The 20,659-nt window shown below is 71.8% G+C and carries 14 protein-coding genes; 10 read left to right on the top strand and 4 right to left on the bottom strand.

What is annotated here, in order from left to right; translation table 11 throughout:
• Positions 1 to 84 precede the first annotated feature (84 nt).
• From OG766_RS21535 to OG766_RS21555, 5 genes are all read left to right on the top strand, one after another.
• Positions 85 to 2,556, top strand: coding sequence for a protein kinase domain-containing protein (locus OG766_RS21535; RefSeq protein WP_266381712.1), 2,472 nt, complete (start codon positions 85 to 87; stop codon positions 2,554 to 2,556).
• A gap of 200 nt (positions 2,557 to 2,756) precedes the next feature.
• Complete coding sequence (locus OG766_RS21540; RefSeq protein ID WP_328725987.1) at positions 2,757 to 5,477, top strand: protein kinase; 2,721 nt, start codon at positions 2,757 to 2,759, stop codon at positions 5,475 to 5,477.
• Positions 5,478 to 5,613: 136 nt separating this feature from the next.
• Positions 5,614 to 7,221 carry a serine/threonine-protein kinase gene (locus OG766_RS21545; protein WP_266381718.1) on the top strand — a complete coding sequence of 536 codons (1,608 nt, stop codon included), beginning with the start codon at positions 5,614 to 5,616 and terminating at the stop codon, positions 7,219 to 7,221.
• 268 nt (positions 7,222 to 7,489) lie between these two features.
• The gene (locus OG766_RS21550; protein WP_328725988.1) at positions 7,490 to 9,118 is read left to right on the top strand and encodes a succinic semialdehyde dehydrogenase; all 1,629 of its coding nucleotides are present in this window, start codon (positions 7,490 to 7,492) and stop codon (positions 9,116 to 9,118) included.
• A 50-nt stretch (positions 9,119 to 9,168) separates the two neighbouring features.
• Entirely contained in the window at positions 9,169 to 10,965 is a 1,797-nt protein-coding gene (locus OG766_RS21555; RefSeq protein WP_328725989.1) for a GMC family oxidoreductase, read from the top strand.
• A gap of 94 nt (positions 10,966 to 11,059) precedes the next feature.
• Here the strand turns inward: OG766_RS21555 and OG766_RS21560 are convergent, their stop codons facing one another.
• Entirely contained in the window at positions 11,060 to 12,130 is a 1,071-nt protein-coding gene (locus OG766_RS21560) for an LPXTG cell wall anchor domain-containing protein (RefSeq protein WP_328725990.1), read from the bottom strand.
• Between the two features lie 680 nt (positions 12,131 to 12,810).
• On the bottom strand, positions 12,811 to 13,101 hold the full coding sequence (locus OG766_RS21565; RefSeq protein WP_328725991.1) for a chorismate mutase: 291 nt from the start codon (positions 13,099 to 13,101) through the stop codon (positions 12,811 to 12,813).
• 311 nt (positions 13,102 to 13,412) lie between these two features.
• On the opposite strand from OG766_RS21565, the gene guaA reads away from it, so the two are divergent.
• On the top strand, positions 13,413 to 15,017 hold the full coding sequence (gene guaA, locus OG766_RS21570) for a glutamine-hydrolyzing GMP synthase (RefSeq protein WP_328725992.1): 1,605 nt from the start codon (positions 13,413 to 13,415) through the stop codon (positions 15,015 to 15,017).
• 114 nt (positions 15,018 to 15,131) lie between these two features.
• On the top strand, positions 15,132 to 15,716 hold the full coding sequence (locus OG766_RS21575) for a Uma2 family endonuclease (RefSeq protein ID WP_328725993.1): 585 nt from the start codon (positions 15,132 to 15,134) through the stop codon (positions 15,714 to 15,716).
• Positions 15,717 to 15,731: 15 nt separating this feature from the next.
• Here OG766_RS21575 and OG766_RS21580 read toward each other — a convergent pair whose 3' ends face one another.
• Positions 15,732 to 16,172, bottom strand: coding sequence for a cupin domain-containing protein (locus OG766_RS21580; protein WP_328725994.1), 441 nt, complete (start codon positions 16,170 to 16,172; stop codon positions 15,732 to 15,734).
• 107 nt (positions 16,173 to 16,279) lie between these two features.
• Between OG766_RS21580 and OG766_RS21585 the strand changes: the two genes are divergently transcribed.
• The 3 genes from OG766_RS21585 to OG766_RS21595 all read left to right on the top strand — a co-directional run bounded on the left by OG766_RS21585 (position 16,280) and on the right by OG766_RS21595 (position 19,091).
• Positions 16,280 to 17,095, top strand: coding sequence for a class II aldolase/adducin family protein (locus tag OG766_RS21585; protein WP_328725995.1), 816 nt, complete (start codon positions 16,280 to 16,282; stop codon positions 17,093 to 17,095).
• Between the two features lie 134 nt (positions 17,096 to 17,229).
• Entirely contained in the window at positions 17,230 to 18,471 is a 1,242-nt protein-coding gene (locus OG766_RS21590; RefSeq protein ID WP_423247082.1) for a hypothetical protein, read from the top strand.
• Positions 18,472 to 18,572: 101 nt separating this feature from the next.
• A complete protein-coding gene (locus OG766_RS21595) occupies positions 18,573 to 19,091 on the top strand; it encodes a DoxX family protein (RefSeq protein WP_328725996.1) in 519 nt (172 codons plus the stop codon).
• 156 nt (positions 19,092 to 19,247) lie between these two features.
• Here OG766_RS21595 and OG766_RS21600 read toward each other — a convergent pair whose 3' ends face one another.
• Positions 19,248 to 20,558 carry a PspC domain-containing protein gene (locus OG766_RS21600; protein WP_328725997.1) on the bottom strand — a complete coding sequence of 437 codons (1,311 nt, stop codon included), beginning with the start codon at positions 20,556 to 20,558 and terminating at the stop codon, positions 19,248 to 19,250.
• Positions 20,559 to 20,659 lie beyond the last annotated feature (101 nt).

Raw genomic sequence — 20,659 nt, forward strand, 5'->3', positions numbered from 1 at the left:
AATGGGGGCTCTTCCAGGGCGGGTTACCGCATCGCGCGGGAAGCGGCAGGCGCGGGCGAAGATCAGGGATCGCAGAGGGGACGCATGTCGGAGGCGGAGCAGTCGCGGGACACGACACAGGAGCCCCTTCGGGACGCGGCGCGGAACGGCGAACGTGCCACCGGCGCGGACTCGACGGCGGATGCGACCGGGGGCTCGGCCGGGCGTGAGCACGGCGGTTCGGGCGCGAGCACGGCGAAGGACGGCGGACGCGACGCGTCGGACGCGTCGCGCCCGGGGGCGGGGAGCGGCGACGCGAAGGACGTGAACGGCGCGAAGGAAGCGAAGAGCGAGAAGCCGGACCCACGACGTGCCGGCACGCGGCCGGAGACCGGGGGCGACGCGCCTGCGGCCTCCGGCGGGGCGGACGACGCCAAGTCGGCCGCCGGGCGCGGTGGTACGGCGAAGGACGCGCCCGGGAGCGCGGGCGGCGGCACGAAGTCCGGGCCGCAGGACGCCCGCGGCGCCCGTGCCGGCGCCGGTGCCGGTGACCGGGGTGCCGGTGAGCGAGGCGCCGGTGACCGAGGTGCCGAGGACGCGGCAGCCGGGCCCAAGGGCGCGCGGGACTCGGTGAAGGACGCGGCGGAGCAGGGCGCCCGCGGCGGTGACGCGAAGGCCGCCGGATCGTCGGCGCGACGCGGACCGACGGCCGAGGGACGGCTGTTGGCCGGACGGTACCGGCTGGGAGGCGTCCTCGGACGCGGCGGCATGGGCACCGTCTGGCGGGCCGTCGACGAGACGCTCGGCCGCACGGTCGCCGTGAAGGAGCTCCGCTTCCCCAACAGCATCGACGACGACGAGAAGCGCCGCCTCATCACACGCACCCTGCGCGAGGCGAAGGCGATCGCCCGGATCCGCAACAACGGCGCGGTGACGGTCTACGACGTGGTCGACGAGGACGACCGGCCGTGGATCGTCATGGAGCTCATCGAGGGCAAGTCGCTCGCCGAAGCCGTCCGCGAGGACGGCCTTCTGACGCCCCGCCGGGCGGCCGAGGTCGGTCTCGCCATCCTCGACGTGCTGCGCTCCGCGCACCGCGAGGGCATCCTGCACCGCGATGTGAAGCCGTCCAACGTGCTGATCTCGGAGGACGGCCGGGTCGTGCTCACCGACTTCGGCATCGCCCAGGTCGAGGGCGACCCGTCCATCACCTCCACCGGCATGCTCGTCGGCGCGCCCTCGTACATCTCGCCGGAGCGCGCCCGCGGCCACAAGCCGGGACCGGCGGCCGACCTCTGGTCGCTGGGCGGGCTGTTGTACGCGAGCGTGGAGGGCTGCCCGCCGTACGACAAGGGTTCCGCCATCGCGACCCTGACCGCCGTGATGACCGAGCCGCTCGACCCGCCGAAGAACGCCGGGCCGCTGGAGGAGGTCATCTACGGCCTGCTCGCCAAGGACCCGGCGCAGCGACTCGACGAGGCCGGGGCACGGGCACTGCTGCTGGACGTGATCCACGCGCCGGAGCGGCCGGCCGAGCCGGAGCCGTCGCCCGAGGCGACCCGGGTCGTCGCGCTGCCGCCGCTCCCGCCGGAGCCCGCGGTTCCCGCCAGGGACCGGGCCAAGGAGGCGGCCGACGCGGCGGCCGACCGGGTCCGCGGCGCACTGCGCTCCGTGCGGAACGCGGCGGCGAAGCCCGAGCAGAAGTCCGCGGCCGCGGCCGCGGCTCCGAGGCCGGCGAACGGGCCCGCGGTCACGCGGACGGCCCCCGTGCGGGCGCCGCTCACCGATGTGGTGCCCAAGCGCACGCTGGTCGTCATCGCGGTCGTCGCCGTGCTCGCCGTCCTGTCCACCGTGCTCGTCCTCACGCTGGGCGGGGACGACGAGGGCAGCAAGGGCAAGCCCAAGGGCGGTACGACCGCTTCGGCCGGGGCCACCGCCGGCGGTGACGCCAAGGGCAAGGGCGACGGCAAGGACGGCGGCAGTGGCCAGGGCGGCCAGGGCCAGGGCGACGACTCCCCGAAGGATGACACGGGCCAGACCGGCGGCGGGGGCACGGGCACGGGCGGCACACAGCCGTCCGGCGGCAAGGACACCGGCGGACCCGCCGGCGGGAAGGCGATTCCCGCCGGGTACGCGAGGGTGACGAACGACCAGTTCCACTTCAGCATGGCGATGCCGAAGGACTTCCGCCGCACCGGTACCGCCGGCCAGAACTCGGGCGCGATCTTCAGCGCCAACGGCGGCTTCCCGCGCGTCCAGGTGGACTTCACGGGCAGCCCGGGCGACGACGCGAAGGCCGCGTGGACGGCGGCGGTGTTCGCCGTCAAGAGCAGCAGCAACGGCTACAAGCACCTCGGCATCGACACGGTCGACTACAAGGGCTACCCGACCGTCGCCGACTGGAGCTTCGAGCGCAACCAGAACGGTCAGCGGGTGCGGGTGCTCAACCGGGGCTTCAAGGTCGACGCCCGTCACGGCTACTCGATCATGATCAGCTGCAAGGCGAGCGAATGGGACGGCGCGGAGTGCAGCACGCTGCGCAAGACGGCGTTCGACACGTTCGCCCCAAAGGACTGAGGGGTTCACCCCCAAGGACTGACCAGGCCACGTATCGTGAGAGGCCGTGGACCGTACGCAGCCGCAAGAGACCGGTGAACGACCGGAATTGACGGCTTCGTGCGGTCGGCGCGACCGGGGGACGGCGAGTGGGCCGAAGGGCGGCCCGAGCGGCCCGAGGCGAGCCGAGCCATGAAAGCAGCACGCTGTGGGGAGGCGTCGTGGACGACTATGCGGGAAGGGTGCTCGCCGAACGCTATCGGCTGCCTCTGCCGCCCTCCGACGAGTACGAACTCGTCGAGACACGCGCCTTCGACACCTACAGCGGTCAGGAAGTCCTCCTCCGGCAGGTGCCGTTGCCGGAGGTCGTGGAAGCGGAAGTGCTCGACGCGGACGGCTACGGGGGCGTTCCCGCGCCTCGCCGGGCTCCCGGGCGCAGCACCCGGCGGCCCACGGATCCGGCGGTGCGGCGGGCCGTAGAAGCCGCCCAGGCCGCCGCGCAGATCCCCGACCACCCCCGGCTCGACCAGGTCTTCGACGTGTTCGCCGAGGACGGTTCGCTGTGGATCGTCAGTGAACTGGTCGCGGCACGGCCGCTGGCCGCGCTGCTTGCCGAGGAGCCGCTGAATCCCTACCGGGCGGCGGAGATCGGCTCGGACGTGCTCACGGCGCTGCGTGCCCTCCATGCGCACGGCTGGACCCACCGGAACATCACGGTGCGCACGGTCCTCGTCTGCGACGACGGCAGAGTCGTCCTGACCGGCCTCGCGGCGGGCGCCGCCGAGGAGGCCCTGTGCGGGTACGCGCCGGTGCCGGACCCCGTGGAGCCGGTGGAGGAGGCGGAGCTGGTGGAGGACGCCGGGCCCGCCGCCGGCGAGGCGGTGCAGCCGCACGCGCCGTACACCCCGCCGGCGTACGGGTACGGCTTCGGTGAGGGCGCCGGGGACGTACGGGCCGCACGAGCCGGTGCCATCGCCGCGTACCGGGCGGGCACCCGGGCCGCGGCCCGCGTCAGCGAGGACCGCCGGCAGGAAGTGACCGGCCCGGAGGACCGCCAGGACCGCCAGGACCACCAGGATCGCGAGGACTACCAGGAGGGCCGACTCGGCCGGTACGGCCAGGACGACGCGTACGGCCAGGACGACGCGTACGGCCAGGACGGCGGGCATGCCCAGGGCGGTGACGGCGCCGTCGACGACCACGGTGATCCGGGCCTGCTGCCCGCCCCCGGTCGCGGGATCGACGGGGTCGGGCGACTGCACCACCCCGGTGTACGGGACGAGCCGGACGACGACCGCGGCGCCCTCCTGCCCGCGCCCCGCACCGGTACCGCCCCGGCCGCGCCGCAGTGGTGGTCCCAGCCGGCAGGCGACGCCGACGGCAGGGACGACGGCACGGACGACGACAGGGACGACGACAGGGACGACGACCTCTACGAGGATCCGCCCCCGAACCCCCGCCGGCCCCGGCTCGCGGGCGTCTGGCGGGACGGCCCCGCATCCGGCGCGGACGGCCCCGCGCCGATCTCCGCAGGCGGCGGCACCTCCCGCTACGGTGCGTCCCCCTACGCCGGCACCGGCCGCGACGCCCTGCGTGCCGACGCACGGCGCCAGAGCGGCGCATCCGTCCACGAGGAGCAGGCGACCGTCGGCGGCCGCTGGGACGAGGTGGTCGCCGCCGGTGCGGCCACGGCCTATCGAGGACCCGCCACGCCTCTCGCCGCCGAGCGGGCGCGCCAGACCCGCATCGCCGTCGTCGGCGCGGTCACCGAGCGCTGGGCACCCGAGCAGGCCGGACCCGTGCACGAGAACTGGCAGCTGGCGCCGCCCATCGGCCCGGCCACCGATCTCTGGGCGCTCGGCGCGCTGCTCTACCGCGCGGTGCAGGGCCACGCCCCGTACCCCGAGGAGAGCGCCGTCGAGCTGGTCCAGCTCGTCTGCGCCGAACCGCCCGCCTTCGCCGAGGAATGCGGACCGCTGCGCCCGGTCGTCGAGTCGCTGCTGCGTCAGGACCCCACCGAGCGCCCGGACTTCGAGGAGCTGCGCGGCTGGCTGCGCTCGCTCGTGCGGTCCGCTCCGGAACCCGACGCGGGCGCCGAGGTCGTTCCGCTGCCCTCGGTCGACGGCACCCGTCTGCCCGTCGTACGCCGCCGGGGCGAACTGGTCCGCAGGCGCCGGGCCGGTTCCCCGGACATCAGGCACGGCCGCCATCGCCACAAGAAGGCCAAGGCTCCGCGTGAGCCCCGGGAGCGGCGCCCGCGCGGACCCCGCTCGCTGGGCAGGATCCTGCTCCTGCTGATCCTGCTCGCGCTCGCCGCCGCCATCGCCTACGCCGTGCTGTTCATGCCGAAGTCCGGCCCGGGGACGGGCGCCGGGGAGGCTCCGCAGTCCCCTCCCGCGTCCCAGGGGGGCACGCCCGCGAACGAGCCGGCGGGCGACGCCTCCCCGGACGGCCGGCAGCCGCAGACCTCCGCGCCCGCCGTCGACCTCGCCGACGGCTATGTCGTGCGTATCGACCCCGAGGGCTTCCGGATCGGTGTCGACAAGACCTGGCAGCGCAGGCCCGTCAACGACAGCGGCCAGGTCCGGTACATCGGCGGTGACTTCACGCTCATCGTCGTCCCCGGCCGCGATCCGGTGAGTGCCAACGGCGCGGACCCGATGGCGTACCAGCGCGACAAGGAGCGTGAACTCCAGCCGTTCCGCGACTCCTCGTGGTCCTCCGCGTCCGGGCTGCGCCGGATAGACGTGGGCAAGCAGGCCATGGCGGAAGGCCAGTTCACCTGGCAGGACAGCACCGGGCGCGAGGTGTTCGTCCGCAACCTCGCGATGATCGTCGGCGACAGGTACCACGTGCTGCAGGTGATCGGTCCCGAGGACCGGCGGGACAAGGTCACCGAGATCTACGAGCAGGCCACGGCGGCCTATCGGGCGGGTGGTTGACCCGGTCGCCCGGGCCCCGCGAGGCGACCGCGCCCCGCAACCATCGGATCACGGTGCGAGTTACTGAGCCGCCCCAGGTTCCGCGTACGTACCTCCCCTCCGTAACCTGTCAATCCAAGGAACGGGGCGGGGACACGTGGAACACGCACAGAGCGCGAGTACGGCAGCGGGACTGCTGCTGGCAGGCCGGTACCGGCTGACCGAGACCATCGGCCGGGGCGGCATGGGCAAGGTCTGGCGCGCCCAGGACGAAGTCCTGCACAGAACCGTCGCCGTCAAGGAACTCACCGCAGGTCTGTACGTGTCCGAGGCGGACCGTACGGTGCTGCACGCCCGCACCCAGAAGGAAGCCCGCGCGGCAGCCCGTATCAGCCACCCCAACGTCGTGACCGTCCATGACGTCCTGGAGCACGACGGCCGGCCGTGGATCGTCATGCAGTACGTCGACGGGCCGTCACTCGCCGACGCGGCCAAGGAGTCGGGCCGTATCCCGCCCGCCGAGGCCGCCCGCATCGGTCTGCACGTCCTCGGCGCACTGCGCGCCGCGCACGCCGCCGGTGTGCTGCACCGCGACGTCAAGCCGGGCAATGTGCTGCTCGCCTCCGACCGACGGGTCCTGCTCACCGACTTCGGCATCGCCGCGATCGAGGGCGACTCGACCATCACCAGGACCGGTGAACTGGTCGGCTCCATCGACTACCTGGCCCCCGAGCGGGTACGCGGCGGCGACCCGGGGCCCGCCTCCGACCTGTGGTCCCTGGGCGCCACGCTCTACACCGCGGTGGAAGGGACGTCGCCCTTCCGCCGTACGTCACCGCTGTCCACGATGCAGGCCGTGGTCACCGAGGAGCCGGCGCCCGCCGAGCACGCGGGATCGCTGGGGCCGGTCATCACCGCGCTGCTGCGCAAGGAGCCCGGGCAGCGCCCGCCGGCCGACGAGGCCGAGAGGATGCTGCTGGAGGCGATGGAGGGCCGCCGCCCCAAGTCGGCGCAGCAGTACGTCCCGACGCAGTCCGTGGACGCCGAGGAGCGGCGCGCGGCGACGGCGGTGCTCTCCGGGCCGCACGTACCGGACGGGCACGCACACCCGTCCACCGCGGCGGTGCCGGTGCGGAAACGTTCCGGTCGCTGGCGCAGGACGTTGCTCGTCATCGCCCTGGCGGCGGTTGTCGGAGGCGGGGCGGGATTCCTGGCACTGCGCTACGCGGATAGCGGCGGCCAGGGCAAGGACGACCCCGGTTCGTCCACCACGTCCGGCGCGGCCGGCGGCAAGACCACGCCATCGGCCGAGCAGGACGGATGGGAGCGGGTCGACGACCCCGCCGGCTTCAGCCTGCTCGTACCGGAGGGCTGGGAACGGCAGCTGGACGGCGACCAGATCGACTACACGCCCGACAACGGACGCCATCTCATCCGGATCAGCATCGACAGGACGCCCGACTTCGAGAACCCGTACATGCACATGCAGGACGTCGAGAAGACCGTCCGCACCCGGCTGCCCGAGTACCAGCGGGTGAGGCTGGACCAGAACACCTTCCGCGACCAGGAGAAGTCCGCGCTGTGGGAGTTCACCTGGACCGAGACCAAGAACAACGCGGGCGAGCGCCGGGCGATCGACCAGGTCTACTACGCGGACGACGGCACCGAGTACGCGCTCTACATGTCGAGCCCCGCGAAGGAGTGGTCGACCACGCGGAAGCAGTTCGACACGATGGTGCAGAGCTTCCAGCCTCCGGCGGGCTGACCAGCGGGTCGTCCCCACCAACCTGGACGGCATGGACGCCGCTCTGCTGCGGCCGGGACGAGGCCGAAGGCATCGACCTCTTCAAGGGCGTCCGGGAGCGCGTCCCGCCTCGGAAAGGTGGCGACGGGGGCCACGGGGAGGGCCAACGACGCCACAAGCCCCTGATCAGGGGTTATCTGCCAGTGATCGCTGGCGCAATGTGTGGGCCTCGCGAAAAGCTGTTACCGACGGGTACCCAAAGCCTTGATTGCGTCATACCCTCGCCCCCATGACGGACTCGCAGGCCCCCGCCGCCCAGCACACCGACGCGCTCGGCACCAACCCCACCGCCGCCGCCCCCGCCGGCGCGCGCACCGCCGCCGACGTGGTCACACCCGAGGTGGTCGCCCAGCTCACCCGAGGCGTCGTCGGTTCCGGCCGTACGGCCAACCACACCCCCTTCACCGGGGAGAAGCTGGCCGATCTGCCCGAGTCCACCCCCGAGGACGTCGCCGAGGCGTTCACCCGCGCCCGCGCCGCCCAGCCCGCCTGGGCCGCGACCTCCCCGCGCGCCCGCGCCGCCGTACTGCTGCGCTTCCACGACCTGGTCCTGGAGCGCCAGGCCGAGGTCCTCGACCTGATCCAGCTCGAGACCGGCAAGGCCCGCCTCCACGCCCACGAAGAGGTCCTGGCCGTCGCCGTCGCCGCCCGCCACTACGGCCGCAAGGCTCCTTCGTACCTGAAGCCGAAGCGGCACACCGGTGTCGTGCCCGTGCTCACCAAGACCACCGAGCTGCGCCAGCCGCGTGGCGTCGTCGGCCAGATCGCGCCCTGGAACTACCCGCTGGAGCTGTCGGTCGGCGACGCGCTGCCGGCGTTCGTCTCCGGGAACGCCGTCGTGATGAAGCCCGACACCGAGACCGCGCTCACCGCCCTGTGGGCCCGTGACCTCCTCATCGAGGCCGGGCTCCCGGCCGGTGTCTTCCAGGTCGTCATCGGCGACGGACCGGTCGTCGGCCCCGAGGTCGTCAAGCACGCCGACTACGTCTCCTTCACCGGCTCCACCCGCACCGGCCGCGAGGTCGCCCAGGGCGCCGCCGCCCGTCTCGTCGGCGTCTCTCTCGAACTCGGCGGCAAGAACGCCATGCTGGTGCTGCACGACGCCGACATCGACAAGGCCGCCGCCGGTGCCGTACGCGCCTGCTTCTCCTCGGCCGGCCAGCTCTGCATCTCCATCGAGCGCCTGTACGTGCACGAGTCCGTCGCCGACGCGTTCGTGGAGCGCTTCGCGGCCCGTACGAAGGCGATGCGCCTCGGCAACTCCCTCGCGTACGGCGCCGACATGGGCTCCCTCGTCGGCGAGCGCCAGCTGGAGACCGTGCAGCGGCACGTGGACGAGGCCGTCGCCAAGGGCGCCACGCTCGTCACGGGCGGTGTCCACCGCACCGACATCGGCCCGCTCTTCTACGAACCCACCATCCTCGACGGCGTAGAGGCACCGATGGCCGTCTGCGCCGAGGAGACCTTCGGTCCCGTCGTCTCCATCTACCGCTTCAAGGACGAGGACGACGTCATCGAGCAGGCCAACGGCACCCCGTACGGCCTGAACTCCAGTGTCTGGACCAAGGACGGCAGGCGCGGCCACGCCGTCGCCGCCCGACTGCGCACCGGCACCGTCAACATCAACGAGGGGTACGCGCCCGCGTACGGCAGTGTGCAGTCCCCGATGGGCGGAATGAAGGACTCCGGTCTCAGTCGTCGGCACGGCTCCGAGGGCATCCTCAAGTACACCGAGGCACAGACCGTGGCCCAGCAGCGGCTGATCCCGCTCGCCCCGTCCTTCGGCATGGACGACGCGAAGTACGCGGCGTTCATGAGCACGTCCCTGAAGGTGATGAAGGCCCTGCGCCTGCGCTGACCCCCGAACCCGCACGATCGCACGTCCGCACGTTCTCGACGAGGAGAGCCATGTCCGAGGTCCCCCCTGCCCAGAATCACGACTACGACTACGACGTCATCGTGGTCGGCTCCGGCTTCGGCGGCTCGGTCTCGGCGCTGCGCCTCACCGAGAAGGGCTACCGCGTCGGAGTCCTCGAAGCCGGCCGCCGCTTCACCCGCGAGACGCTCCCCAAGAACTCCTGGGACCTGCGCAACTACCTCTGGGCCCCGGCGCTCGGCCTCTTCGGCATCCAGCGCATCCATCTGCTCGGCAATGTGATGGTGCTGGCCGGAGCCGGGGTCGGCGGCGGCTCCCTCAACTACGCCAACACGCTGTACGTCCCCCCTGCCCCCTTCTTCAACGACCCGCAGTGGAAGGACATCACGGACTGGCAGGAGGAGCTGAAGCCGTACTACGACCAGGCCAAGCGCATGCTCGGGGTCCGGCTCAACCCGACGATGACCCCCTCGGACGTCCATCTGAAGGCCACCGCCCAGGCGATGGGCGTGGGGGACTCCTTCCACATGGCGCCGGTCGGCGTCTTCTTCGGCGACGGGGTCGACGCCGACGGCAAGGCGAAGGCCGAGCCCGGAGCGGAGATCCCCGACCCGTACTTCGGTGGCGCGGGCCCCTCCCGCCGCGCCTGCACCGAGTGCGGCGAGTGCATGACCGGCTGCCGCCACGGCGCGAAGAACACCCTGAACGAGAACTACCTCTACCTCGCCGAGAAGGCGGGAGCCGTCATCCACCCCATGACGTCGGTCTCCGCCGTCACCGAGGACTCCCGTGGCGGCTTCGCCGTCACGACCCTTCCCAGCGACAACAAGCGCAAGGGCCGGGGCCGTACGTTCACGGCGCAGCGGGTCGTCATCGCCGCCGGTACGTACGGCACCCAGACCCTCCTCCACCGGATGAAGGACAGCGGGCTCCTGCCCCGCGTGTCCTCGCGGCTCGGGGAGCTGACCCGCACCAACTCCGAGGCGATCGTCGGCGCCCAGACGGACAACCGCAGGTACCGCAAGCGGCACGGCCAGGACCGGGTCGACTTCACGCGGGGCGTGGCGATCACGTCGTCGATCCACCCGGACGCCAGCACCCACATCGAGCCGGTGCGCTACGGCAAGGGCTCCAACGCCATGGGCGGCATGACCGTCCTCCAGGTCCCCTACAGCTCACGGCGCGTCCTGGCCTGGCTGGCCAACTGCGCCCGCCACCCCTGGCTCACGCTCCGCGCGCTGTCCAACCGCCGCTGGTCGGAGCGGACCATCATCGGCCTGGTCATGCAGTCCCTGGACAATTCGCTGACGACGTACCGCAAGCCGAAGGGCCTCGGCAAGGGTCTCCTCACCGCCCGCCAGGGCCACGGCGTCCCGAACCCGAACCAGATCCCCGAGGCCACGCGGGCCGCGTCCCTTCTCGCGGAGGAGATCAACGGCTTCGCCGGCTCCAACATCGGTGAGCTGATGGGCACCCCGCTCACCGCCCACTTCCTGGGTGGCTGCCCCATCGGCGACTCGGCGGAGTCCGGCGTCATCGACCCGTACCACCGCCTCTACGGCCACCCCGGCATCTCGGTCGTCGACGGGGCCTCGGTCTCCGCGAACCTCGGTGTGAACCCGTCCCTCACGATCACGGCCCAGGCGGAACGCGCGATGTCCTTCTGGCCCAACAAGGGCGAGAGCGACCCCCGTCCGCAGCAGGATGCCGCGTACGAACGCCTCACCCCGGTCGCCCCGAAGTCCCCCGCGGTCCCGGCGGACGCCTTCGGCGCGCTGAACCTGCCCTTCCTGGGCATGCCGGCGGTCCCGCCGAAGTCCTCCGCCTGACCGCCTCCGGACATGAGACCTGACCGCCTCCGGACATGAGAGAGGCGCTGCACCCCCCTCCGAGTGCAGCGCCTCCCTTGCTTGTCGCGGTGTGTTACGCGATCGCGTCGCCCTTACGGCGCTTCATCGCGAAGACCACACCCGCACCGGCGACGACGGCGACACCGCCGGCGATCCCGATGGCCGGCAGCACCGAGGACGAACCGGTCTCGGCCAGGTTGCCCGTGACCTCGATCGGCTTGGCCTCGCCCTGCGGCTTGACGTCGTTCGACGGCTTCTCACCGGTCGGCTCGGAGTCCTCGACGTCACCGGCGTCGCTGCCGGCCTTGATCACCTGGAACGGGTAGACGTCGCCGTTCTCGAAGCACGCGAACGTCTCGTCCTCGGCGCCGTTGTCGTAACCACCGGCGGCGAGCGCCAGGCCGTCGCCCGCGGGGGCGGCCTTGTCGATCTTCACGCGGAGGTCGATGCTGACCTTCTGGCCGGCGTCGAGGGCGAACTCGCCGAAGAAGATGCCGTTGTTGATCCCGGAGCCGGCGAAGTCGTTGACCCACTTGCCCGACGGGTCCTTGTACTCGAAGTGCGCGTACTTCTCGATGAGCCTGTCGTCGAAGTCCTCGGGGGACTTGCCGTACGTGGCGACCGTGTAGACCTGCAGGCTCTCGATGTCGTTCTTGCCGGAGTTCTCCACGTCGAACGTGAAGTTCTTCCAGCCGCTGCCCGCGACGATCTTGTTCGGGAAGCCGCCGAGGGAGACCTGGATGTCGCCCTCTTCGCAGATCGGGAACTCCTCGTCCTCGCCGTCCTCGGCGGGGTCCTCCTCGCCCGGCTTGGTGTCCTCGTCGGGCTTGGTGTCCTCGCCCGGCTTGGTCTCCTCGTCCGGCTTGGTGTCCCCGGCCGGGGTCTCGCCCTCCGGCTTGGTCTCCTCCGCCGGGGTCTCGCCCTCGGGCTTGGTCTCCTCGGCCGGGGTCTCGTCCGCCGGCGTGGTGTCCTCGCCCGGCGTGGTGTCCTCGGCAGGCACGGCCCCTGTGTCACCCGTCGAACCGGAGGTCGTGCTGGTGGTGCCGCCGGTCGTCGCGAATGCGACCGGCGCCGCCGCCAGGAAGGCGGCGGGGGCTATGACAGCGGTCGCGGCGGCGACGGCCATAGCGCGGCGAAGCTTCATGAAGACCTCGGTGAAGTCCGGCGTACCGCGTCATGCGGTACGGAGTCTGATGGCCCTCACCGGTTATGGGGGTACGGGTGTGGCCGATGTTCCGCATGCATGACCTGTGACCAGGGGGATTGGTTGCACGGGAACTCACACAGACTTTATGTGACCCCCGACACATTGCCTCCGGCCTATGCCAGGCGAACGCAGCGCGCTCCTGTCCGGACAACAGGAAGGGCCCCGCGGAACGTTTCCGCGGGGCCCTTGGCTGTCAGCACCGGCGTCAGGGCAGCGCCGGTGCCGAGGGCGGCGCCCGGGGGGGTGGGGCACCGCTGGTCTGGTGTGTGGTGTGGACCAATGGCAGTGGTGATGCGTTTCTGCATCGTGCTGGACGGTCCTGGTGTGCGCAACTGTTTCGACCGGATGCGGTCGGTTCCGGGCGTCCCCGGAACCGACCGCCTTGGGGTGACCGGGCTGCTGTCCCCTGCCGACCGGTCACGCGCGCCGGGGCGAGGTCCCACGACGTACCCGTTACCTGTGGTACGCCACACGCCCCGGCGGAGCCACGCGTGGTTCTTTCCTGCGGGGCCCGCCCCTGGCTGACACGGACATCGGTACCAACGAAGTGGTCCAGGAGCGGTCACGGGCCGTACGGGTGAGAGCGCGCCCGTACAGATGTATGGATCGGTCGCGTCTCAGATACGGCCCCGGCACAGCTCCAGCATCGTCATCGCCAACGCCGTACCCGGCTTGCCGAGCGCGTCCCGGTAGTGGCCGAGCACCTCCATCTCCCGCGACAGGTTCACCCGGCGGCCGCCCGACGTGACCCGGGCCTCCTGGATGACGGCCGAGACGGCCATGCGTTCCTGGATCAGACCGATGATGCGGTCGTCGAGGGCGTCGATCCGCTCACGGGCGCCGGAGATCAGATCCGCGGCCTCGTCGGTGCGGGCGCCGGTGTCGGTCGGGAGGGACATGGCGGTCATCAGGGGGCTCCTTGTGTACGAGGCCCCGGACCGACCAGCCCCGGAAGACACAGAACGCCCCGGGCCTTGTCGGCCCGGGGCGCCTGGGAAGTCGCTTGTCAGTAGCTCAAGCAGCACGACCATGGCAGCCGGCGGGCCGGGTGCCATAGGTAAAGACGAAGGTCGGGTGCTTGCGCATGGGAGCAGTATGGCCCCCCGGTCCCCGTCGGGGCCAATGCGGGTTCGGATGGTGAGACGAAAACCGGCCCCGGGGCGCCGGTAGAATCGACAAATAGAGCCCCTCCTCCCACCACCGCCGGAAGGCCGCCGTAGTGTCCTCAGCGTCCCCTGCTGCCGCGCCCGACATCGCCAACCCGGACGTCGTCCTCGTTGTCGACTTCGGCGCCCAGTACGCCCAGCTCATCGCCCGCCGCGTCCGTGAGGCCCGGGTCTACAGCGAGATCGTCCCGTCCACCATGCCGGTGGCGGAGATGCTGGCCAAGCAGCCGGCGGCGATCATCCTCTCCGGCGGCCCGTCGTCCGTGTACGAGGAGGGCGCCCCGAGTCTCGACCGGGCCATCTTCGAGGCCGGCATCCCCGTCTTCGGCATGTGCTACGGCTTCCAGCTGATGGCGCGGACCCTCGGCGGCACCGTCGACAACTCCGGCGCCCGCGAGTACGGCCGCACCGACCTGCACGTCTCCAAGACCGGCTCCACCCTCTTCGAGGGCACCCCGGCCGAGCAGCCGGTGTGGATGTCCCACGGCGACGCCTGCTCCGCCGCGCCCGAGGGCTTCACCGTGACCGCGTCCACGGACGTCGTACCGGTCGCCGCCTTCGAGAACGACGAGAAGAAGCTGTACGGCGTTCAGCACCACCCCGAGGTGATGCACTCGACGTACGGCCAGCAGGTCCTGGAGCACTTCCTCTACCGGGGCGCCGGCATCGAGCCGACCTGGACGACCGGCAACGTCATCGAGGAGCAGGTCGCCGCGATCCGTGAGCAGGTCGGCGCGAAGCGCGCGATCTGCGGACTGTCCGGCGGTGTCGACTCGGCGGTCGCCGCGGCGCTCGTGCAGAAGGCCATCGGCTCCCAGCTGACCTGTGTGTACGTCGACCACGGTCTGATGCGCAAGGGCGAGACCGAGCAGGTCGAGAAGGACTTCGTCGCCGCGACCGGCGTCTCGCTGAAGGTCGTCGACGCGCAGGAGCGCTTCCTGAACGCGCTCTCCGGCGTCTCGGACCCCGAGGAGAAGCGGAAGATCATCGGCCGGGAGTTCATCCGGGTCTTCGAGCAGGCCCAGGTCGAGATCATCGCCGAGGCCGGCGCCCACGGCGACGAGCCGGTCCAGTTCCTGGTGCAGGGCACGCTCTACCCGGACGTGGTGGAGTCCGGCGGCGGCACCGGCACCGCGAACATCAAGTCGCACCACAACGTCGGCGGCCTCCCCGAGGACCTCGAGTTCGAGCTGATCGAGCCGCTGCGCAAGCTGTTCAAGGACGAGGTCCGGATGGTCGGCCAGGAGCTGGGCCTGCCCGAGGAGATCGTCCACCGCCAGCCGTTCCCGGGCCCCGGCCTCGGCATCCGCATCGTCGGCGAGGTCACCAGGGACCGCCTGGACCTGCTGCGCGAGGCCGACGCCATCGCCCGCGAGGAGCTCACCGCGGCCGGTCTCGACCGTGAGATCTGGCAGTGCCCGGTGGTCCTGCTCGCCGATGTCCGCTCCGTGGGCGTCCAGGGCGACGGCCGCACGTACGGCCACCCGATCGTGCTCCGGCCCGTCTCCTCCGAGGACGCGATGACGGCGGACTGGACGCGCATGCCGTACGACGTGCTGTCGAAGATCTCGACCCGCATCACCAACGAGGTCGCGGACGTCAACCGCGTCGTCCTCGACGTGACGTCGAAGCCGCCGGGCACTATCGAGTGGGAGTGATTCCCGCTCCGTAGGTCAACGCCGACGCCGTCGCTCATACGTTTGGGTGGCGGCGTCGGCGTTCACGGTGGGTGGTCTGATCGGACGCACGAGACTCATGCTCATGGAGCATGCATGAGTGCAGAGATCTCGCACCAGTGGCCGGTGCCGCCGCGCGAGGGTTACACCGTGGACGACCTTCTCACCCTGCCCGACCTCCCGCCGCACACCGAGCTGATCGACGGGAGCCTGGTCTTCGTGAGTCCCCAGTGCTGTTTCCACAGCATCGCGATCGACCTCCTGGTGCAGGGGCTGCGCGGCACGGTGCCGCCCGAGCTGAGGGTCATCCGGCAGATGACCGTGGTACTCGACAAACGCAATGGTCCCGAGCCGGACGTCTCGGTCGTCCGAGCTGCCGCCGTGCGGAGCCGGGAGCAGACCTACTTCCAGGTCCGGGACGTACTCCTCGCAGTCGAGGTCGTCTCCCCCGACTCCGAGGCGCGCGACACCGACACCAAGCCGCACAAGTACGCCAACGCGGGCATCCCCTACTTCTGGCGGGTCGAGATGGCAGGCACGGACGAACGCCCGATCGTCCATACCTTTGAGCTCGACAAGGAGTCGCGCGTCTACGAGCCCAGCGGCATCTTCCGCGACCGGCTCAAGCTCGCCGTCCCCTTCGACATCGACATCGACCTCGCGGAGATCGACAACCTCTGAGCGGGGCCCGCCCCGTCAGGACTCCTCAAGTGTGAAGTCGTCGAAGTGGAAGCCCGGAGCGACGACGCAGGTGACCAGGACCGGCTCGTCGCCCGCGGGAGCCGCGGACTGCCAGGTGCCGGCGGGGACCAGGAGTTGGGGCTGTTCGCCGGATTCGACGGACGGGCCGAGGGTGAGGGCCGTGGCGGGTTCCGCCTTCTCGCCGGTGCCGCCCAGAAGGAGTCGGAGCGGGCCGCCTCGGTGCCAGAGCCACAGTTCGTCGGAGCGGACGCGGTGCCAGCGTGAGGTCTCTCCGGGGTGGAGCAGGAAGTAGATCCCCGTGGCGTAGGCGCGCGCGCCGGGGTAACCGGGTGGGGTCGTGGAGCCCTCCGTCCGCCAGGTCTGGCGGTACCAGCCGCCTTCGACGTGCCGTTCCAGGCCGAGGAGCGCGACGAGGGGTGAAGTCGGTGGGGTCATGTGCACATTGTGGCGACGGGCCGTACGGAACACCTGCCGGGCATGTGCTTTCGCGGAGCCTGCGATCGCTCTGGCCTGTTGTGGTGACCGGAGGTACCTTCCGCCGCATGACCGAGACGACGCCGGCCGGAACGCCGCTCCCCGTCCCCGTGCCCATCCCCGTCGATCAGCTCCACTTCGCCATGCCGCCGGACCACGAGACACCGGCCCAGGAACGCGCGTACCGCAAACAGCGGCTCGCCGGCGCGCTCCGGCTGTTCGCGCGGCTCGGGTACGAGGAGGGCGTCGCCGGGCACATCAGCGTGCGGGACCCGGAGGTGCCGGACTGCTTCTGGGTCAATCCGTTCGGGGAGCCGTTCGCGACGATGACCGCGGGCAAGCTGATCCTCGTCAACGGTGACGGTCAGGTCGTACGCGGCACCCGGCACGTCAACCAGGCCGCGTTCACCGTGCACGCGGAGGTGCACCGGGCCCGTCCCGAGGCCGTCGCCGTCGCGCACACGCACTCCGTGCACGGCCGCGCGCTGGCCGCGCTGGGCGAACTGCTCGACCCGGTCACGCAGGAGGCCTGTGCCTTCTACGAGGACCACGCGCTGTACGACGCGTACACCGGAGTGGCCGTCGACGCCCAGGAGGGCCGGCGCATCGCCGCCGCGCTCGGCGCGTACAAGGCCGTCATCCTGCGCAACCACGGGCTGCTCACCGTCGGAGCCTCGGTGGACGCGGCCGCCTGGTGGTTCATCTCGATGGAGCGCTGCGCCCAGGTGCAACTCACCGCCCGCGCCGCCGGGAAGCCGCTCCTCATCGACCACCGTGACGCCCTCGCCACCCGGGAGCAGCTCGGCAGCGATCTCGTCGCATGGATCAACTATCAGCCCATGTGGCGGCAGATCGCCGCCGCCGAGCCCGAACTCATGTCGTAGTACGTCAATTTGATCGTGCGGAAATCACCCGCGCGGCGGCTCAGCGGTGCGTGCGCAGCCCGGCTCGTGCGGCACAATTCCTTGCAAATGCGGGGTAGTTGCCGAAGCTGCCTACCGGGGAAGGATGCGTCGCCGTGGCGGTGCAGGACGTGGGACAGAGCGTGCACGGCGGTGGCTGCACCTGCGGCGACTGTCCGCACGGCAGGCGCGAGGGCCATCGCAGAGCGGTCGCCTGGTTCCTCGCCCGGCGGGACGAACTCGCCGACGGGCAGGGGCTGCCCGCCCAGGTCGCCTACTCCGCCGGCGGAACCCGCCAGTGGATCTCGGACGAGCTGACCGAGTCGGCCCAGGCCGTCGCCGAACGAAGCCGCTCCGCCGGGGAGGCCTGGCTCACCCGCGTCTGGCGGCGCACCCTGCTCGTGCTGTGGGGCTGGGTCACGCTGCTGCTCCTCGCCTTCGCGCTGACCGCGATCGGCTCCGGCTGGACCACCTCGCGCACCGCGGGCCTCGCCGCCGCGGCCTGCCTGGCCGCGCTGCTCACCGCCGCGGCCCGGCTGCACCGGGCGCACGGCGGCCTGCTCGCCCCGCTCGTCGGCGAGGACAACCGGCTGTCGACGTCGCGGGCCGTCGCCGCCGCGTGGGTGCTCTTCGCCGCGTACACCGTGCTGTTCCTCGCGTTCCGCCTCGCCGCCTCCGCCCCCGCGGGCCTCGGGCTCGCCCAGGGCGCCGCCCTGCTGACGATCGTCGCGGTCGTCTCCCTGATCGCCGTCGTCGTACGCCGGGTCGTCACCGTCCGCGTCATCACCCAGCGACTGCAGAAGGTGCAGGCCGACCGGCCCCGCCCCGCCGACCTGCTGTGCGACGACGCGGGCCGCGGCAGCTTCCCGGACGCGCAGTACGTCCTCGTCGGCGCCGTCGCGCTGACCTGTGCGACGGTGCTGCTCGCCCGCCGCCCCGACCAGCTGCCGGGGCTGCCGTGGGGCCTGACCGTGCTGGTCCTGGTCTCGGCGGGGGTCTACCTCGCCGGGAAGTATGCGGAGGGCGGCCGCCCGGTCGTCCTCTCCGTCGTCCGCGCCCGTGAACCCGGCGGCCTCGACGGCCCCATCCGCACCGGCGACGACATCGAGATCCGTGGCGCCGGTTTCGTCCCGCCCGGCGCGGAAGGCCCCGACCGGCTGGCCCGGATGACGGTCCGTATCGGCGCCGTCCATGTGCATGTGCCGCTGGTGCCCGTGCCCGGCGGATTCATCAACCCCAGTGATACAAGCATCACGGTCCCGGTCCCGGTCGAGGTCGCACCCGGCCGGGTGGACGTGCAGGTGGTGACGGCCTCGGGGGCCGAATCGAACCGGATGACGATCGACGTCGCCGACTGAGCGCACCGAAAGCGACTGAGCCGTACGGCCGTCCTCTCCGTATCCAAAAGTGCGGGACGTGGGGACAATCGTCCCAGCCGGGTGAGACCGCGGAGGCGACGATGACGCATGTGTACCGAACGACGGCGACGTACGCGACCGACGAGGCGCGCAGTACCTGGAAGGAGCGCGCGGCGCGTCACTCCCTGCTGCCGCTGCGGCTCTTCCTCGGCGTGACCTTCATCTACGCGGGGCTGGACAAGCTCACCGACAGCGCGTTCCTGTCGGCGAGCGGAGCCGGCTCCATCGGGGAACTGATGAACAACGTGCGGAACACCTCCGCCGTCCCCGCGCTCGTGGACATGGCCCTGAAGAACCCCGAAGGCTTCGGCTACGCGATGGCCCTCGGCGAACTCGCTGTCGGCATCGGCACCCTGGTCGGGCTGCTGGCGCGGCTCGCCGCGCTCGGCGGGGTACTGATCTCGCTGAGCCTGTGGCTGACCGTCAGCTGGCAGACCGAGCCGTACTACTACGGCAACGACCTGGCCTATCTGATGGCCTGGCTGCCGCTGGTGCTGGCCGGCGCCGCCACCTTCTCGCTCGACGGGGCACTGGCGGACCGGCGCCGACGGGACCTGTAGTGGACGAAGGTCGCGAACGCGGCCGCCAGCAGTCCGCCGAAGACCACCGGCAGGGCCACGAACCACGCGGTCTCCCAGGCGCCCGCCGCGTCGCCCAGATAGGCCGCGGCGGCAGCCAGGGCGGCCAGGCCCGCGATCAGCCGGCCCGGACGGAACTCATGAAGCAGCACGGGTGACCTCCACCTGTCCGAGCGCGACCCTCAGATCGAGGTCGAGCGTGCCCGCGGCTTTCCCACCGGCCGGCGGGGCGAGCGTATGCGTACGGTCCCTGTCCGGGGCGACGTCGACATCGCCCCGCGGGTCGTCGCCGGGCAGCCGGATGTCTCCGAGCCCCGCGCGCGCGGTGACGTGCACCGTCACGTCCTTCGGCACGACGACCTTCAGCCGCCCCGCCCCCACCTCGGCCTCGGTGCTCACCGTCGTCCTCGCCGGGACCGCCAGCCGGCTCAGATCGAGCGTGGCGAGGCCCGAGCCCAGTTCGTAGCGCGGCTCGACGGCCGCCGCCGTCACCGGCTTCCACTCCGTGCGCATCCACTGCGTACTGATCTCCTTGGGGAGCACCGCGGCGCCCGCCAGCAGCATCGCCGTGACCACCGTCAGCAGGATCGTGCCCACACCGATCCGCCCGAGGAAGCTGCCGACCACGAGGCCGAGACCGAACACCGCCATCGCGCACGCGAACCCGATCTGCAGGCTCGTGCCCAGCGGCTGGGATTCCCAGGACAGCCCGCTGCCCAGCCCGCCCGCCACCAGGGCCAGCAGAAAGACGAGCCCACCGATGCCGCGCGGCCCGCGGGGGCGTGCCGCGGGGGCGGTGTCCCGCAGGTCGCGCCCGTGGCCACGGGCGGGCGGCCCCGCCGTCGCCGCGTCGGCGGGGCCCCACAGATAGCCGGTGGCGACCGGTCCGGTGGTGCCGTCCTTGACGATCGGGTCGCGCCACCAGGAAGGGCTGTCCGGCGTCGGCGGCGCCTTCGTCTCCGGCGGGGCCTCGGCCACCGCGTGCGCCGTGGCCGCGTCGAGCGGGCCGCCGTCCGGAGTGACCCTGGTGCGCCGCTGGGACCACACGGCGGCGCCCGCGACCGTCAGCGACAGCAGCGCGGAGAAGGCGAGCGTCCCCCCGTTGCCGAGCATCGACAGGAACAGGCCGCAGCCGAGCAGCGCCACCAGCACGGCGACCAGGGCGGGCCCGTCGACGCGGCCGGACAGGGCGCGCCGTGCCTCGTTCTCCTCCTCGCCCTCCAGCGGGATCAGCAGCCAGGCGAAGCCGTAGAAGATCAGGCCGATTCCGCCGGTCACCGACAGCACCCCGATGGCGATGCGGAAGATCACCGGGTCTATGTCGCAGTACCGGCCGAGGCCGCCGCACACACCGCCCACGACCTTGTGCCGCGGGGACCGGCGCAGCAGCGCCGGCGCGGGCTGCTGCTCCGGTGGCGGCTGGGGCGGCGGAGCGGTCGGCTGAGTCATGACTCCATGGTGACGGGCCGTCTCCGCGGGCGGCAGCCGCCCCGACCCTGGCCCTTCCCTGATATTGCACCCCGGTTGCCCCTGACGTTCAGGGTCGGTCT

It is taken from the genome of Streptomyces sp. NBC_00259, assembly GCF_036181745.1.
Classification (GTDB): Bacteria; Actinomycetota; Actinomycetes; order Streptomycetales; family Streptomycetaceae; genus Streptomyces; species Streptomyces pratisoli.

What these genes read in the sequence shown, in the direction of transcription:
- OG766_RS21535 (WP_266381712.1), top strand. Translation starts at nt 85, where the DNA reads ATGTCGGAGGCGGAGCAGTCGCGGGACACGACACAGGAGCCCCTTCGG.
- OG766_RS21550 (WP_328725988.1), top strand. Translation starts at nt 7,490, where the DNA reads ATGACGGACTCGCAGGCCCCCGCCGCCCAGCACACCGACGCGCTCGGC.
- OG766_RS21555 (WP_328725989.1), top strand. Translation starts at nt 9,169, where the DNA reads ATGTCCGAGGTCCCCCCTGCCCAGAATCACGACTACGACTACGACGTC.
- OG766_RS21560 (WP_328725990.1), bottom strand. Translation starts at nt 12,130, where the DNA reads ATGAAGCTTCGCCGCGCTATGGCCGTCGCCGCCGCGACCGCTGTCATA.
- OG766_RS21565 (WP_328725991.1), bottom strand. Translation starts at nt 13,101, where the DNA reads ATGACCGCCATGTCCCTCCCGACCGACACCGGCGCCCGCACCGACGAG.
- OG766_RS21575 (WP_328725993.1), top strand. Translation starts at nt 15,132, where the DNA reads ATGAGTGCAGAGATCTCGCACCAGTGGCCGGTGCCGCCGCGCGAGGGT.
- OG766_RS21580 (WP_328725994.1), bottom strand. Translation starts at nt 16,172, where the DNA reads ATGACCCCACCGACTTCACCCCTCGTCGCGCTCCTCGGCCTGGAACGG.
- OG766_RS21585 (WP_328725995.1), top strand. Translation starts at nt 16,280, where the DNA reads ATGACCGAGACGACGCCGGCCGGAACGCCGCTCCCCGTCCCCGTGCCC.
- OG766_RS21595 (WP_328725996.1), top strand. Translation starts at nt 18,573, where the DNA reads ATGACGCATGTGTACCGAACGACGGCGACGTACGCGACCGACGAGGCG.
- OG766_RS21600 (WP_328725997.1), bottom strand. Translation starts at nt 20,558, where the DNA reads ATGACTCAGCCGACCGCTCCGCCGCCCCAGCCGCCACCGGAGCAGCAG.